This window comes from Pantoea folii (assembly GCF_056678875.1).
Genome location: NZ_JBWXON010000013.1, coordinates 1 through 16,391, shown reverse-complemented (window position 1 = coordinate 16,391; position 16,391 = coordinate 1). Strand labels below are relative to the sequence as shown.

At 54.5% G+C, this 16,391-nt stretch carries 10 protein-coding genes and 1 tRNA gene; 4 read left to right on the top strand and 7 right to left on the bottom strand.

The window, feature by feature from the left end; genetic code table 11:
* Nucleotides 1-60 precede the first annotated feature (60 nt).
* The gene (gene gap, locus AC1MDE_RS15535) at nt 61-1,071 is read left to right on the top strand and encodes a type I glyceraldehyde-3-phosphate dehydrogenase (RefSeq protein WP_058960227.1); all 1,011 of its coding nucleotides are present in this window, start codon (nt 61-63) and stop codon (nt 1,069-1,071) included.
* Nucleotides 1,072-1,137: 66 nt separating this feature from the next.
* On the opposite strand, the gene phoA is transcribed toward gap, so the two are convergent.
* Entirely contained in the window at nt 1,138-2,544 is a 1,407-nt protein-coding gene (gene phoA, locus AC1MDE_RS15530) for an alkaline phosphatase (RefSeq protein ID WP_058960228.1), read from the bottom strand.
* A 245-nt stretch (nt 2,545-2,789) separates the two neighbouring features.
* Here phoA and AC1MDE_RS15525 point away from each other — a divergent pair.
* A tRNA-Ser gene (locus AC1MDE_RS15525) sits at nt 2,790-2,877 on the top strand.
* Between the two features lie 64 nt (nt 2,878-2,941).
* On the opposite strand, the gene AC1MDE_RS15520 is transcribed toward AC1MDE_RS15525, so the two are convergent.
* Nucleotides 2,942-3,817: a LysR family transcriptional regulator gene (locus AC1MDE_RS15520; protein ID WP_479398821.1), complete on the bottom strand. Its 876-nt coding sequence runs from the start codon at nt 3,815-3,817 to the stop codon at nt 2,942-2,944.
* 93 nt (nt 3,818-3,910) lie between these two features.
* Between AC1MDE_RS15520 and AC1MDE_RS15515 the strand changes: the two genes are divergently transcribed.
* A complete protein-coding gene (locus AC1MDE_RS15515) occupies nt 3,911-4,924 on the top strand; it encodes a nitrilase family protein (protein WP_058960230.1) in 1,014 nt (337 codons plus the stop codon).
* A 280-nt stretch (nt 4,925-5,204) separates the two neighbouring features.
* On the opposite strand, the gene phoH is transcribed toward AC1MDE_RS15515, so the two are convergent.
* The 5 genes from phoH to putP all read right to left on the bottom strand — a co-directional run bounded on the left by phoH (nt 5,205) and on the right by putP (nt 11,905).
* Nucleotides 5,205-5,993, bottom strand: a complete 789-nt coding sequence (phoH, locus tag AC1MDE_RS15510; RefSeq protein WP_034824330.1) for a phosphate starvation-inducible protein PhoH — start codon at nt 5,991-5,993, stop codon at nt 5,205-5,207.
* A gap of 574 nt (nt 5,994-6,567) precedes the next feature.
* The gene (gene efeB, locus AC1MDE_RS15505) at nt 6,568-7,848 is read right to left on the bottom strand and encodes an iron uptake transporter deferrochelatase/peroxidase subunit (protein WP_479400766.1); all 1,281 of its coding nucleotides are present in this window, start codon (nt 7,846-7,848) and stop codon (nt 6,568-6,570) included.
* A gap of 2 nt (nt 7,849-7,850) precedes the next feature.
* Nucleotides 7,851-8,969 (bottom strand): iron uptake system protein EfeO, encoded by a 1,119-nt coding sequence (efeO, locus tag AC1MDE_RS15500; RefSeq protein ID WP_058959853.1) that lies wholly within the window; start codon nt 8,967-8,969, stop codon nt 7,851-7,853.
* 54 nt (nt 8,970-9,023) lie between these two features.
* The gene (gene efeU, locus AC1MDE_RS15495) at nt 9,024-9,857 is read right to left on the bottom strand and encodes an iron uptake transporter permease EfeU (RefSeq protein ID WP_058959854.1); all 834 of its coding nucleotides are present in this window, start codon (nt 9,855-9,857) and stop codon (nt 9,024-9,026) included.
* A 563-nt stretch (nt 9,858-10,420) separates the two neighbouring features.
* A complete protein-coding gene (gene putP / locus AC1MDE_RS15490) occupies nt 10,421-11,905 on the bottom strand; it encodes a sodium/proline symporter PutP (RefSeq protein WP_479400764.1) in 1,485 nt (494 codons plus the stop codon).
* Between the two features lie 445 nt (nt 11,906-12,350).
* Between putP and putA the strand changes: the two genes are divergently transcribed.
* A complete protein-coding gene (gene putA, locus AC1MDE_RS15485; protein ID WP_480344809.1) occupies nt 12,351-16,295 on the top strand; it encodes a trifunctional transcriptional regulator/proline dehydrogenase/L-glutamate gamma-semialdehyde dehydrogenase in 3,945 nt (1,314 codons plus the stop codon).
* The last annotated feature ends 96 nt before the right edge of the window (nt 16,296-16,391 follow it).

The following is a 16,391-nucleotide window of genomic DNA, read 5'->3' as shown; positions in this document are numbered from 1 at the left end:
TTTACGCCAATCACGCATCGTCCTACATTGACTGCAACCACTTCGGATAAGGAGTCAATGATGATCAAGGTTGGCATTAACGGTTTTGGCCGTATCGGACGTAACGTATTCCGCGCCGCACTGGGAAGCGATGATATTGAGATTGTGGCGATTAACGATCTCACCGACAGCAAAACGCTGGCGCATCTGCTTAAACACGATTCACTGCTGGGCAGACTTCCTGCAGAAGTTGAGGCCGGTGAGGGTGAGCTGCGCATCGATGGTAAGCCAGTGCGGGTGTTCAGCGAGCGCGACCCGGCCAATATCCGCTGGCGTGACGTGGGTGTTGATATTGTGATTGAAGCCACCGGCTTCTTCACCGAGCGCGAGAAAGCGGCAGTGCATATCACGCACGGCGGCGCAAAAAGAGTGATTATCTCTGCTCCTGGTAAAAACGATGATTTGACGATTGTGCTGGGTGTGAACGACCAGCGTTACGATCCCCAGCAGCATTTCGTGGTGAGTAACGGCAGTTGTACCACCAACGGTCTGGCGCCCGCCGCGCAGGTATTGCATCAGGCATTTGGTATTGAGCATGGTCTAATGAATACCACTCATGCATATACCAATAGCCAGGTGCTGCACGATCAGCCTGAGAAGGATCTGCGCGGTGCGCGTGCGGCGGCGCTGTCAATCGTGCCTTACTCCAGCGGTGCGGCTAAAGCGCTGGGCCGTGTTATTCCCGAGTTGGATGGACGTTTGACGGGCTATTCATTGCGCGTACCGGTGCCGGTGGTGTCGATTGTGGATCTTACCGTGACGCTGAAGCGTGATGTGACGGCAGAAGAAGTGAACAATGCATTTAAGGCCGCCGCCGCTGAGGGTCCATTAAAAGGCATTCTGGGATACAGCGATGAGCCACTGGTCTCCAGCGATTATCAGGGCGATCCGCGTTCATCGATCATTGATGGGCTCTCTACCCTGGTGATTGGCGGCAACCTGGTGAAAATCCTCGCCTGGTACGATAACGAGTGGGGATTCTCAAATCGTCTGGTGGATTTAGCGCGCTTAATGGCGCAGCGCGGATTGTAATTCGCACCAATCTGCAGCCAGAAAAATCCCCGCTGATGCGGGGATTCTCGTTGCTGCCGGGAGTGATTACTTGATGCCCATTGCATCCTTCAGCGTAAAGAACAAGTCAGTCTGATCGGTCAGGCCCACCACGTTAGCCGCATAAGGCCCATAGGCCGCGATGCGCAGCTGTGTGCCGGTATGTCCCTGAGAATCCTCTTCAGAGTTACCGTAGCTGATGGTCATGACCGCACCATCTTTGGTGTTCACCGCCTGGGTCAGGCCTGGGGCTTTGCGGCCATTTTCAATAATCTGGCTGCTATGCGCATGGTCTGCCGTCACTACCACCAGCGTGTCACCGTGTTCACGTGCAAAGGCCAGCGCCTGCTGCACGGCCTCATCCAGATCCACCGTTTCGCCAATCTGGCCGCACGGGTTCGCCGCGTGATCCTGTTTATCAATTGACGCGCCTTCCACCTGCAGGAAGAAACCTTTCTCATTGGTGCTCAGCAGATCAATCGCCTTTTTAGTCATCTGCGCCAATGTTGGTGTTGATGCCGGGCGATCTTTATTCACTTCACAGGTCACCACCGGTTTATCGATATTGCCGTGATAGCTGGCTTTCGGTCCCTGCCAGCGAACCGGCATATTGCCGTCAGAGAACAGCCCGAGCACCGGCTTCGTCTGATCGGCCTGTTTAATTGCATTCATGCCATCAAGGTTATCGACCAGCTGGAAGCCCAGTGCCTGAGCCTGCTCGCGCAGGGTTTTACCCTGATATTCACCCGCTTTGGCGCTTTCAGAGAACGATTTCGCCCCGCCGCCGAGGGTGACATCTGGACGGGTTTTCAGCATCTGCTCGCTGATGGACCCTTTACCGCCCTGCTCCAGCGCATTGGTGGGACACAGCTCGCTGGTTTTTTCCGGGCCATAACATTTACGCGACGTGACATGCGCCATCAAAGCGGCGGGCGTGGCATCCTGTAATTCTGCAGTCGAGACGTTACCGGTGGCTTTCCCAGCGGCTTTCGCCAGCTCCAGAATGGTGACCTGATCCTTGCCATTAACGTCTACGCCGATGGCGCCGTTATAAGATTTGGTGCCCGTCGCCCAGGCGGTCGCGGAGGCAGCCGAATCGGTCACGTAATTCGGTTTGTGAGTTTTCTTGTCTAACGAGTAGTGGGTGTACTGACCGGTTAACGGCAGCGCATCAATGCCTGGGAAGAAACCACCCGCGCCCATCGCCTGATTTCGTGCGGCGGTGATTTCCGAGTCACCCATGCCATCGCCGATCAATAAGATGACGTTTTTGGCCGTGGTATTGATTAATGAGGATTTCAGCGCTTCCGTCTGGTCGCTGCTGAGGCGGCGCGCGCCACCGTGTTCGGTGATATCACCGGTGGCGGCGCGGCTATACGTTGTTGAATCTGCGACAGCTGACGTCGCGATGAGTGAAGCCAGCAGAGAAACCGTAAAAAGAGGTATGTGTTTCATTTATAAGCATCCTTATCAGTAAATATAACCAAATGTTTCCGCAGACAAGTCTGCGACAGTCTGGTGACACTTTTGTGGCAGAGAAGGAATAATTTGATGACAGAACACGCAGTTCGGCGAGAGATGCAGCAAGCTGCACAGAGCTTAAGCGGATAGAACAAAAGGAGAAAATAGGGCTTGACCGTATTCAGGTAACTCCCTATAGTAGCGCCCCGTTGACCCAGTGCGGTTGGCAGAAAAAATGTGGTGAGATGTCCGAGTGGCTGAAGGAGCACGCCTGGAAAGTGTGTATACGGCAACGTATCGGGGGTTCGAATCCCCCTCTCACCGCCATCATTTTGAAGAAGAGCCTGAACGAAAGTTCAGGCTTTTTTTTGTCTTCAATTCAGCCACATCGTTAATTTATCTGGCCATTTTCCATTACCATCGCTAAAAACTTGTCTCTTAGCGGGTCCTTAATCTGACCATTCCACGCCAAACCGGTGTGCCATTGGGTATGCTCGCCTTCCAGCGGCAATAGTGTGACGCCTACAGGCAGGATGTGTTTCACACTCGCCGGCAGTAACGCCACACCATCACCAGCGGCCACCAGCGCCAGTAACGTCTGGATATCATCAGCAGCCGACACCGTGCGCGGCGTGAGGTTTCTTGCGGTCAGGAATTGATCGGCCTGCGTAGTGAGCCCTTCGCCCCGCTGAGGTGCCAACTGTAAGAGTTGATGATTTTCAATAACCTGCGTTGCTTCTAAGTGACTCAATAATTGATCAGCGGCTACCGCCAGCACTAATTGTTCCGTATCCAGACTGTGACTTTGCAGTGATTCAGGCACGGGTAAGCGCACAAATCCCACCTGCAGTCGTCCTTCAGCAAGCCATTGGGTCTGAACCGCCGAAGGCATATCGTTGAGCGAGACCTTTACGCCGGGATAACGAACGCGAAAGGCAGCGACACGTTTGGCAGCAAAAAGATAAGAAGAGATGCCAAAACCCAGAGTGAGTTTTCCTGAATCCCCTCTTTGGATCGCCGTCACGTCAGCGAAAAAATCCGCATAGCGTTCCACTGCCTCGCTGGCAGCCGCTAACAATTGATCTCCCGCCACCGTTAACCGCGCGCCATGCCGTCCGCGCTGAAATAGCGTCACACCAGAAAGGTGCTCCAGTGTCTGGATCTGTTTCGATAGTGCGGGCTGGGTGATGCAGAGCTTATTGGCCGCCGAGTGGTAGGTGCCTTCTTGCGCCAGCGTCACAAAGGCGCGTAACAGTTTAATATCCATTCCAATCGGTTATCAAAGTGGGAGAAGTTGTGATTATACACGGTGGTTTTCCCTCTGGTGAAATAGCGACCTATTTCCTTTCGGAGAATCACCATGGAACATTCACTTCGCGTTGCCACCGTGCAGTTTTGCCATCGCGCCAGCGACAAAGCTTACAATCTTTCCGTGATGGAGCGCTTTATCGCGCAGGCCGCACAAGAAGAAGTCAAAATATTAGCCTTTCCTGAAATGTGCATCACGGGTTACTGGCATGTGCCGGATCTGCCCATTACAGAGGTCGAAGCCCTGGCCGAGCGCACGGAAAACAGCCCGTCACTGGCGCGTATCGCGAGCCTGGCGGAAAAGCATCAGATGGCGATCGGCGCCGGCTACATCGAAAAGCATGATAATGGACTGCTCTACAATGCCTATGCGGTCTGCATGCCGGATGGCCAACGCCATGTACATCGTAAGATCCATGCTTTCGAACATGCGGGCATCGCCCAGGGAAATGAATTCACCGTGTTTGACACGCCATGGGGGGTGAAAGTCGGGATTCTGATTTGCTGGGACAATAATTTAACCGATAACGTCCGCATCACCGCGCTCATGGGAGCCGATATTCTGATTGCCCCGCATCAAACAGGTGGCACCCATTCACGCAGTCCCTTTGGTATGAAACCCATTCCGGTGAGCCTGTGGGAAAACCGAGAAAGCGATCCCAGCGCACTGGAAATCGCTCTGGCTAGCGACAGCGGTCGAGGCTGGTTGATGCGCTGGCTGCCTTCGCGTGCGCACGATAACGGTCTTTTCGTCCTGTTCAGTAATGGCGTCGGACTGGATAACGGCGAGATCCGTACCGGCAATGCGATGGTGATTGACCCCTATGGCCGCATCGTTAACGAAACCACTTCCTTCAGGGATACGCTGGTGAGTGCCGACCTGGATCTCTCGTTACTGGCGATGTCTACCGGACGCCGCTGGATCCATGGTCGTCGCCCGGAGCTTTATCAACTCCTGTGCGAACCTCAGGGCTATGAGCGTGATGCACGTACTGCACGGTTTTCCGAAGATGTTCCTGTGTTCGATCACATAATGGCGCGTAAAACATTTTTGGATAAAAAATAACGCAGCATGAGGAGTAAACCTTTCGCGTTTTATGAATACCGACACTGAAGATATCTGGATGTGATAAATACTCATATAGGAAAAAATAAATGAAAGGATTCATGCATTATCCAGAGGGTTTAATTGGCACTTATTTTTTACAACATCATCGTGTTCTGATCGATTTTCCTAACCAGCAGTTATTGATGCGCGCCATTGAACCAGGCTGAGCAGCAATAAAAAAACCCGGCTTGCGCCGGGTTTTGCTTCGCTACACTCTCAATCAACTACTACTCAATGGTTAACCGTAAGCCAGCAGCGTGCGCTGGCAAAGTGCCGAACGGACGCAGTCGTTTTTGTCGAAACGCACCACACCAATCATCTCGTCTTCTTCGAAACGCGCCAGCGCATCAGCAAGACCGGATTTGACATGGGACGGCAAGTCACACTGGGTGATATCACCGTTGACGATAACCGTCACGTTCTCACCTAAGCGTGTCAGGAACATCTTCATTTGTGCCGCAGTGACGTTTTGTGCCTCATCAAGGATCACTACCGCATTCTCAAACGTACGTCCGCGCATATATGCGAAGGGCGCAATCTCTACCTTGGCAATTTCAGGCCGCAGGCAGTACTGCATAAAGGAAGCGCCGAGACGTTTAACCAGAACGTCGTATACCGGTCGGAAATACGGGGCGAACTTCTCGGAAATATCCCCAGGGAGGAAACCGAGGTCTTCATCCGCCTGCAGAACCGGGCGCGTCACAATAATCCTTTCGATATCCTTATTGATCAGGGCCTCAGCCGCTTTGGCTGCGCTAATCCAGGTTTTACCGCAACCGGCTTCACCGGTGGCGAATATCAGCTGTTTCGTTTCTATGGCATTAAGATAGTGCGCCTGAGCTTCATTTCTGGCTTCAATCGGACCACGATCGCGTGAATCACGCGCCATACCAATTGAGTCCAACCCACCCATCTGCACCAGCGAAGTGACCGATTCTTCTTCGCGCTGACGGTGACTGCGAGAATCACTACGAACGACTCTTCTTGCTTCACGACGCGCTTTGATCACTGCTTTCTGTCTTCCCATAGTGGCACCTTACAGTTGGTTTCATTTATCGCGGCGGATCACCCGCGGCGATGACTTGAACGCTTTAGAGGTTTGTTTGGCTTCCTTGTAAGCCGGGTCTGGCCATTGAAAATAGTGTGCAACAACGACGAAGCGCTGAAGCGCACCGGTAGAGAATTGGCGTTAGTTCGGAAACGATAATTGAAAAGTGAAGAGGATACTTTGGAGGGAAGAAATCCCCCGCAGTGTACTGCGCTAGCTGAAGTGTATTTAACTGTCCATAGAAGGACCGGGTCATGCGCGAACTCCAGTGGACTTAGCCACACAACTGACAACGCTTATGAGTAAAGTGCATCATATTAACCATGCTTTGCAACAGTATTTTTACGTCACGACAAAGAAAAACAGATAAGCGAAGCATGAGAATTTTCGTCTTAAATTAAATTATCTCGCAATTTCAGTGGGATGGATTATTTGACGTGCGACGAACTTTTTCGGAACATTCGGAAGTGGAAGCGACCAGGGGAAAGTTTACGGTCGGTGAAAAAAGCGCCAGCGCAACCTTATCGCTGTGCTGGCACGGTGCGTTTATTAATCAGGCCTGCAGTAAAGGCTGGCCAAGGTAATGTTTTTCGTCAGGTACGCCGGGCAAAACGAAAAAATATCCGCCGCCAATCGGACGAATATATTCTTCCAGCGCTTCGCCATTGAGACGTTTTTGCACGGTGATAAAGCCTTTGGCTAAATCATGCTGATAGCAAACGAACAAGAGTCCCATATCTAGCTGCCCCGAACCGGTAATCCCTGAGGAGTAACTGTAACCCCGGCGCAGCATTAAACTGCTGTCGGTTTCCGGCGTGCGTGGGTTAGCGAGACGGATATGCGCATCCAGCGCGATGACATCGCCATCCGGGTCTTTGCTGTAATCCGGCACGTCATGTTCCTCTTTCATGCCCAGCGGCGCACCGGAAAGTTTCTCACGACCGAATATCGTTTGCTGTTCACCCAGTGGAGTGCGATCCCACATTTCAACGTGGAAACGAATGATACGCACCGCCTGATAACTGCCGCCATGCGTCCATGCGGGTTCTTGTTGATTTGCAGTGACCCACAGCAACTGATCCATCAACGCAGGATTATGCGTGTCAGGGTTAGCGGTGCCATCTTTGAAGCCCAGCAGATTGATCGGCGTTTCTTTACCGTGACTGCGTGCAGCGTGGTCGGCGATAAAGCCGTCGCGCCGCCAGCGCACGGCCAGCAGATCGGGCGTGTACTTAATGATGTCGCGCAGTGCGTGTATCACCGTATCTTGCGTATTGGCGCAGATTTGCAGCAGCAGATCGCCGTGACACTGATCGGCATCCAGCGAATCGTTGGGGAAGCGCGTCATGCTTTGCAGTTGCGTCGGTTTGTGTGCACTTAAACCAAAGCGCTCATCAAACAACGAGGTGCCCACGGACAGCGTCATGGTGAGATTATCGGGTGCGATATCGGCGCCAAGAATGCCGGAATCCATTGGCGGCAGCTGCGGGTTGGTGACAACTGGCGCGGCGCCTCCTTTGGTCAGGAAAGCGAAGCGCTCGGTCAACAAACGGAACAAGCGCTCCAGATCGGTTTTATCGCTGGCTAAGACGTCAAAAGCTACCAGCATCATCGAAGCTTGCTGCGGGGTGATAATGCCAGCCTGGTGAGTGCCGTAGAAAGGTTGCGCCTGCTGGCGCGCATCGGGTGCAACCGTGCCGGGAGAGAAGCTGTCAGCCGCGGCTGCCGTATGGAACGGACAACCGCCACTCAGGGCGGCCGCGCCGCCCAACATACCTAACCCCTGCAATAAACGACGACGCGACGGCTCTGCCGCGTCATTTTTATGGCTCATGATTAGTCGAGACCTAAAGTTCCGCGCAGCAGGGAGAGATCTTCCGCCAGAGTGGTGATCGGCCCTTTCAGCGCATTGCGGTCAGCGGTAGTCAGTTTCTCGTAAGATTCGAAACCGTCTTTGGTGCGGTATTTGCTGAGGATGCTGTCGACTTTCTTAAAGTTAGCATCGACTTTCGCCAGCAGCTGCGGGTTAGCTTTTTGCAGCTGTGGACGCAGCAGATCAACGATTTTCTGTGCACCGTCGATATTGGCCTGGAAGTCGGACAGGTCGGTACGGCTGTAACGATCTTCTTCACCGGAGATTTTGCTGGCCGCCACTTCTTCGATCAAACCTGCTGCGCCACCGACCACTTTCGCCGGAGGGAAGGCCAGTTCACTGATGCGGGTCTGCAGATCCAGCACGTCCTGATTCAGCTTAGTCGCAAACTCTTCTGCATCTTTGGTGGTTTTGTCGGCCCACAGGATTTTTTCGATGCGGTGGAAGCCGGTGAATTTCGGATCTTCGGCTTTTTTCTCGAAGTCATCTTCACGGGCATCGATGCTGCTGTCCAGATCGGAGAACAGTTCTGCAATCGGTTCGATACGCTCGTAGTGCGCACGGGTTGGTGCGTACAGCGCTTTGGCTTTTTCCAGGTCGCCCGCTTTAACCGCATCGGTGAAGGCCTGAGTGCCCGCCACCAGCTCTTTGACTTCGCTCATCACGTAGGTTTTGTAGTCCGTGATTGGGCCAGCCAGCTGCATGATGTCGGTTTTACCTTTGGCAGCGGTTTTCGACTCACCCGATACCACCAGTTTGCCTTTCGGGTTGGTCAGCAAGCCACAGGTCATGTCATATTCGCCCGCTTCGAGGTTCGCGGTCAGTTTCTGGCTGAAGCCCGGTGCGATGTTTTCACGCTCTTCCACCACCATTACCCCTTTCAGGATTTCCCACTCCAGCGCTTTCTGGCTGTTGTTTTTGATGATGAACTGGGTTTTACCCGCCTGCACATTAAGCGACATCGGCTCACACTGTTTGTCAGTGACGGTGACCGTGACTTGCGGGATGGATGCAGCAGATGCGGCGCCTGAGAGAGCCAGCATTGAAACCAACAGCGCCTTACGGCGGAAGCGAATCGTCATAGTGATATCCCTGTTACATGGAAGAACAGGCGCGCAATCGCGCCTGATTTAATTTCAGCGCGTGGTGCGCGCAGCACTGGCCGTTGGGCGCGCCGGGAAGAAGAACAGCAGCAGCGCCGGAATCAGGTAGATAAGCCAGGCCGCCACTTCACTGACGCTTGGCGTTTCCTGATAGCCGAGAATGCCTTCCAGCAGCGTACCGACCACCGAGTGGGTGGAGAGCGTGTTGCTGAGGTCGAAAGCAATGTCCTGGAAGTGGTTCCAGAGCCCCGCTTCGTGGAAAGCACGGATCGCACCTGCCGCGAGACCTGCGGCAACAAAGAGAATGAATAAGCTGGTCCAGCGGAAGAAGCTCGCCAGGTTGAGGCGGATGCCGCCGTAGTAGAGCAGCATGCCCAATACAATCGCCGTCAACAGGCCGAGTACTGCACCAATAGGCGGCGCGTAGCCGACATCCTGGGTGAAAGCAGCGAGCAGGAAGAATACCGATTCAAGCCCTTCACGAGCCACGGCCAGAAAGACCATGAGGACCAACGGGAAGCCACCGCCGCCCTGCTTTTGCAATGCCTGGTCCACCGAGCGTTCCAGCGTAGCTTTGATGTTGCGCGAGACTTTGCGCATCCAGAACACCATGGACGTGAGGATAACCACCGCGACGACCGCGACGATGCCTTCAAACAGTTCTTGTTGTTTTTGCGGGAATTCGCCGGTGGTTTCATTAATGAAGATGCCAAGGCCTAAGCAGAGTGCCGCGGCAATGAAGACGCCCGCCCACATCGCGGGGAACCACTGTGTACGCTGGGTGCGTTTCAGGTAGCTGGCAATCAGGCTGACGATGAGAGCTGCTTCAAGACCTTCACGCAGCATAATGAGAAACGGTACGAACATCACCAACCTCTTGATTGTTAAGCAGGGTAAACCTTAGGTAAAAATACGTAAAGTGCAAACGATATCGATTATCATTATCGCGGGTAGAATTACAAGTCACTGAATGAAATTATTTCTCATTTGCGGGCTGTAATGCGGATTCTGTGAAAATGGGCGATGGGGATTTCAGCGTTCAGATAAATATTCAGTGCTGGGGGTGTGGCTGCAAGCTCAGTGCCGGGATATCGCTGCAGGTTCAGTGCCGGGTTTTCGCTGCACGTTCGGTGCAGGTTAAGTGCCGGGTTTTCGCTGCACGTTCGGTGCAGAGTTATCGCTTCAGGTTCAGTGCAGAGGTGTCGCTTTGAGTTCAGCGCATTGTCCACTAAAGGCCATCCCGATCGCGAAGAAACCACGCATCCCTGCAGATCGGCCGCGCCGTCCATTTCGCGGACGCTTCGCTCCTCGGAATGGCCTTTATTGAACGATTAACTACGTCATTGCTTTGAAGGGAATGCTGAAGCCTGGTCGATTCCATAAAAAAAGCCCGCCGTTTGACGGGCGGGCTTAGTGTGTCAGAGACAAAATTACTTGGTGTTGTATTCAGCTTCAGCGGCAGCGAAGCGCGCCTGTGCTTGTTCTGATGGGCCTTTGCCGATCAGGCTGAACACCACAATCGCGATGCTGGCGAAGATGAAGCCAGGAATGATTTCATACAGTTCGGTGTAACCATACTGTTTCCACAGCAGCACCGTCAGTGCACCAATCACCATCCCAGCTAGCGCGCCATTGCGGGTCATACGCTTCCAGCATACGCCGAACAGAACAACCGGACCGAAGGCAGCACCAAAGCCCGCCCATGCATAGCTGACTAAGCCGAGCACACGGTTTTCCGGATTGGCCGCCAGCGCGATAGCGATCAACGCAATCAGCAGCACCATTAAACGCCCTACCCACACCAGCTCTTTCTGACTGGCATTTTTACGCAGGAAGCCTTTGTAGAGGTCTTCTGTCAGGGCGCTTGAACACACCAGCAGCTGGCAGCTTAAGGTGGACATCACCGCAGCCAGTATCGCAGACAGCAGGATGCCAGCAATCCACGGGTTAAACAGGATACGCGCCAGTTCAATGAACACGCGTTCGCCGTTCTGGCTTACGCCTGCCGCTTGTTCAGGGTGGTTCTGGAAGTAGGCGATACCGAAGAAGCCCACCGCCACGGCACCGGCCAGGCACAGGATCATCCAGGTCATGCCAATGCGACGTGCAGTGCGAATCGAGTGATGTGAATCCGCCGCCATAAAGCGCGCCAGGATATGCGGTTGTCCAAAGTAGCCCAGGCCCCAGCCGAGTAAGGAGATAACGGCAACAAAGTTGAGCCCTTTCAGCATGTCGAGGTTTTCAAGACTTTTTGCTTCGATCACCGCCAGTGAATCATCCAGGCCACCTACCGCGATAATCACAAACACCGGGGTGAGGATCAGCGCGAAGATCATCAGGCTGGCCTGCACGGTATCGGTCCAGCTCACCGCCAGGAATCCGCCCACCAGCGTATAAAGAATGGTGGCAGCAGCACCGGCCCACAGCGCAGTTTGGTAATCCATACCGAAGGTGCTTTCAAACAGACGCGCACCCGCAACCACGCCTGATGCGCAATAAATGGTGAAGAAGATGAGAATGACCACAGCGGAGATAACACGCAGCAGCTTGCTTTTGTCTTCGAAACGGCTGGAGAAGAAGTCCGGCAGTGTTAAGGCATTATCGTGATGTTCGGTCTGCACGCGCAGGCGACCTGCCACAATTTTCCAGTTAAGCCAGGCACCGATGGTTAGGCCAATGGCGATCCAGCTTTCTGAAATGCCGGAAAGGAAGATGGCGCCGGGTAAGCCCATCAGCAACCAACCGCTCATATCTGATGCACCCGCTGACAGTGCGGTGACCACACTGCCTAAACTGCGTCCGCCCAAAATGTAGTCGTCAAAGTTTTTGGTCGAACGGTAGGCAATAAAGCCAATCAGCACCATTCCCAGGATATAAATTACAAAGGTCACCAACATCGGTGTACTCATACTCATACTCTCTCCACTTATTATTTAATCCGTTAAGAGAAATCTTTTTTCCTGTGCCACCGGAACGGGACGGCATCAGGGCTTTACCGCATCCAGAGAAAGCGATTTCTCTTAAGGCGCGGTATCCTGCCGCAAAGGGGCGGCGCGCACAATGCATTTAACACAGCTGTCACAATGGTTTCACCTGACTTCGCTGATTTAATGCCAATAGGTTGCACACGCTCACACTTTGAGTTGCACCTTGTTCAGCATGAGAGTGCTCTCGTTGACGGGAGTTGCAACTTTGGCGAGCTTCTTGCAGCAAGTTTTGTGCCGTTTCTTCACATGACCGATTTTAAGTGTTGATAAACGTGCAACTCAGGTCACATTTAACATGGTTGCACAAAGTTGCAACATGAGTGATAGTGCAGCCCACGCTGATGTTGAATCATATTTTGAGGACGAGGAAATCATGGGAACGACCACCATGGGGGTGAAGTTGGATGAAGCCACCCGCGATCGCATTAAATTGGCGGCAGGTAAAATTGACCGCACGCCACACTGGCTGATCAAACAGGCGATTTTTAACTACCTTTCGCAGCTGGAAGCCGGTGAATCAATGCCGGAAATTCCCCTACAGCTCGCCGACGCCGCCAGTGAAGAAGGCACGGCAGACGAGTCATTCCAGCCCTTCCTCGACTTCGCTGAACATATTTTGCCGCAGTCGGTCACGCGCTCTGCCATCACCGCTGCGTGGCGTCGTCCGGAAACCGATGCGGTACCGATGCTGCTGGAGCAGGCGCGTCTCCCTGCCCCGTTGGCCGAGAAAACGCATCAGCTGGCTTATAGCCTGGCGGATAAGTTGCGTCACCAAAAAGGTGCAACCGGGCGCGCCGGAATGGTGCAAAGCCTGTTACAAGAGTTCTCCCTCTCTTCGCAGGAAGGCGTGGCGCTGATGTGTCTGGCGGAAGCGCTGCTGCGTATTCCCGACAAACCAACTCGTGATGCGCTGATTCGCGACAAAATCAGCAATGGCAACTGGCAGTCGCATCTGGGCCGCAGCCCGTCGATGTTCGTTAACGCCGCGACCTGGGGTCTGCTGTTTACCGGACGTCTGGTATCGACTCACAATGAAGCCAACTTGTCGCGTTCACTTAATCGCATTATTGGTAAGAGTGGAGAACCGCTGATCCGCAAAGGCGTGGATATGGCGATGCGCCTGATGGGCGAGCAGTTCGTTACCGGCGAAACCATTGCGGAAGCACTGGCCAATGCGCGCAAACTGGAAGAGAAAGGCTTCCGCTACTCCTACGATATGCTGGGTGAAGCGGCGCTGACCGCCAGCGATGCCAAAGCTTATCTGGTGTCCTATCAGCAGGCGATCCATGCTATTGGTAAAGCTTCCAATGGCCGTGGCATCTATGAAGGTCCAGGCATCTCGATCAAACTGTCGGCCCTGCATCCTCGCTATAGCCGCGCGCAGTATGAACGCGTGATGGAAGAGCTATATCCGATCCTTAAATCACTGACCTTACTGGCCCGCTCTTACGACATCGGTATCAATATCGATGCGGAAGAAGCAGACCGTCTGGAACTGTCGCTCGATCTGCTGGAAAAACTGTGCTTCGAGCCGGAACTGGACGGCTGGAACGGGATTGGCTTTGTGATTCAGGCATACCAGAAGCGCTGCCCGTTTGTGATCGACTCCCTGATCGATCTCGCCCAACGTAGCCGCCGTCGCCTGATGATCCGTCTGGTGAAAGGCGCGTATTGGGATAGCGAAATCAAACGTGCGCAGATTGAAGGGCTGGAAGGTTATCCGGTTTATACCCGCAAAGTGTACACCGACATCTCTTACCTGGCTTGCGCCCGCAAACTGCTGGCGGTACCGAATCTGATCTATCCGCAATTTGCTACTCATAACGCTCACACGCTGGCAGCGATCTATCAGCTCGCAGGCAATAACTACTATCCGGGTCAGTACGAGTTCCAGTGCCTGCACGGCATGGGCGAACCGCTGTATGAGCAGGTGGTCGGCAAAGTGGCAGACGGCAAACTGAACCGTCCGTGCCGTATCTACGCGCCGGTCGGCACCCATGAAACCCTGCTCGCCTATCTGGTACGTCGCTTACTGGAAAACGGGGCCAACACCTCGTTTGTTAACCGCATCGCGGATAACACCCTGCCGCTGGATGAGTTGGTTGCCGATCCGGTTTCTGCGGTGGAGAAGATGGCGCTGACCGAAGGCGCAGTCGGTTTACCGCATCCGAAAATCCCGCTGCCGCGCGATCTGTATGGTGAGAAGCGCGCCAACTCAGCCGGTCTGGATTTGGCTAACGAACATCGTCTGGCATCACTCTCCAGCGCCCTGCTCAATAGCGCCAGCCAGCCATGGATTGCCCAGCCGCTGGTCGAAGGTGAGCTGGGTGACGGCGTGAGCCGTCCGGTACTCAACCCGTCTGCGCCAGCCGATGTGGTGGGCAGCGTGCGCGATGCCAGCGAAGCAGAAGTCTCGGAAGCGCTGGATGCCGCAGTGAATGCCGGTCCAATCTGGTTTGCCACTCCGCCACAAGAACGTGCAGCCATTTTGGAGCGCGCCGCCGAAGCGATGGAAGGCCAGATGCAGCAGCTGATTGGCCTGCTGGTGCGTGAAGCAGGTAAGACCTACAACAACGCCATTGCCGAGGTGCGTGAAGCGGTTGATTTCCTCTATTACTACGCCGGTATGGTGCGAGATGATTTCGATAACGAGACCCATCGTCCGCTCGGCCCAGTGGTGTGCATCAGCCCGTGGAACTTCCCGCTGGCGATCTTCACCGGTCAGATTGCTGCAGCACTGGCAGCCGGTAACAGCGTGCTGGCGAAACCCGCTGAGCAGACGCCGCTGATAGCCGCGCAGGCGGTACAAATCATGCTGGATGCGGGCGTGCCATCAGGTGTGCTGCAACTGCTGCCGGGCCAGGGCGAGACTGTCGGTGCACAGTTAACGGGTGACGAGCGAGTACGCGGTGTGATGTTCACCGGTTCCACCGCCGTCGCGACGCTGCTGCAACGCAATCTGGCGGGTCGTCTCGATCCGCAAGGCCGCCCAACGCCGCTGATTGCTGAAACCGGCGGCATGAACGCCATGATCGTGGATTCTTCGGCGCTGACTGAGCAGGTGGTGGTCGATATCGTTGCCTCCGCCTTTGACAGCGCCGGACAGCGTTGCTCGGCGCTGCGTCTGCTGTGCGTACAAGATGATGTCGCCGATCACACCCTGAAAATGCTGCGTGGCGCGATGGCTGAATGCCGCATGGGCAATCCGGAACGTCTTTCTACGGATATCGGCCCGGTGATCGACGCCGAAGCCAAAGGTAACATCGAGCGCCACATTCAGGCGATGCGCAATAAAGGTTTCACCGTGTATCAGGCGGCGCAGGACAATCCGCAAGACAGCAAAGAGTGGACCAGCGGCACCTTTATCAAGCCAACCCTGATCGAGCTGGGTCAGGTGAGCGATCTGGATAAAGAAGTGTTTGGCCCAGTGCTGCACGTGGTGCGTTATGCGCGTAACAGCCTGCCACAGCTGATCGATCAGATTAACGCCTCTGGTTACGGTCTGACACTGGGTGTGCATACGCGTATTGATGAAACCATCGCGCAAGTCACGGCAGGCGCGAAGGTCGGTAACCTGTATGTGAACCGCAATATGGTCGGCGCGGTCGTCGGCGTGCAGCCCTTTGGTGGAGAAGGTTTATCCGGCACCGGTCCAAAAGCCGGAGGTCCTTTGTATCTCTATCGCCTGCTGGCAAACCGCCCAGACAGTGCACTGCGTAAGACCTTCGATCGTCAGGATGCCGAGCGTCCAGTCGACAGTTCCGTACGTGCTGAGCTGATGAGCGCGCACCAGGCATTGCAGAGCTGGGCGCAGGATAAACCTGAACTGCTGGCGCTCTGTCAGCGTTATGACGAGCTGGCGCAGGCGGGTACGGTGCGACTGCTGCCAGGCCCAACGGGTGAACGTAACACCTTCACGCTTCTGCCGCGCGATAACGTCCTCTGTATTGCGGATAACGAGCAGGACGCACTGACACAGCTTGCGGCAGTGACCAGCGTGGGCAGCCAGGCGCTGTGGCAGGATGATGAGTTGCATCGCGCGCTGCGCAAATCACTGCCTGCCGCCGTACAAAAACACGTGGTGCTGGTGAAAGATGTGCTGGCAGCCGGGTTTGATGCGGTGATCTACCACGGTGACGCGGATCAATTGCGCGTGCTGTGCGAGCAGGTTGCCGCGCGGGACGGTGCGATTGTTTCGGTACAGGGCTTCGCGCGTGGCGAAACCAATCTGCTGCTGGAACGTCTGTTGATAGAGCGCTCACTGAGCGTGAATACCGCCGCAGCGGGTGGTAACGCCAGTTTGATGACGATTGGTTAAAAAATAAGGGCCCACATGGGTAATGCCGATCAGTTAAGGATCAGTTGAACGATCCAGTGGCTGTGTAAGAATCCGGAAACGCTTCGTTTCCGGATT

Coding starts and splice junctions, on each gene's coding strand:
- phoA (WP_058960228.1), bottom strand. CDS start 2,544: ATGAAACACATACCTCTTTTTACGGTTTCTCTGCTGGCTTCACTCATC.
- AC1MDE_RS15520 (WP_479398821.1), bottom strand. CDS start 3,817: ATGGATATTAAACTGTTACGCGCCTTTGTGACGCTGGCGCAAGAAGGC.
- putA (WP_480344809.1), top strand. CDS start 12,351: ATGGGAACGACCACCATGGGGGTGAAGTTGGATGAAGCCACCCGCGAT.
- gap (WP_058960227.1), top strand. CDS start 61: ATGATCAAGGTTGGCATTAACGGTTTTGGCCGTATCGGACGTAACGTA.
- putP (WP_479400764.1), bottom strand. CDS start 11,905: ATGAGTATGAGTACACCGATGTTGGTGACCTTTGTAATTTATATCCTG.
- AC1MDE_RS15515 (WP_058960230.1), top strand. CDS start 3,911: ATGGAACATTCACTTCGCGTTGCCACCGTGCAGTTTTGCCATCGCGCC.
- efeB (WP_479400766.1), bottom strand. CDS start 7,848: ATGAGCCATAAAAATGACGCGGCAGAGCCGTCGCGTCGTCGTTTATTG.
- efeO (WP_058959853.1), bottom strand. CDS start 8,969: ATGACGATTCGCTTCCGCCGTAAGGCGCTGTTGGTTTCAATGCTGGCT.
- efeU (WP_058959854.1), bottom strand. CDS start 9,857: ATGTTCGTACCGTTTCTCATTATGCTGCGTGAAGGTCTTGAAGCAGCT.
- phoH (WP_034824330.1), bottom strand. CDS start 5,993: ATGGGAAGACAGAAAGCAGTGATCAAAGCGCGTCGTGAAGCAAGAAGA.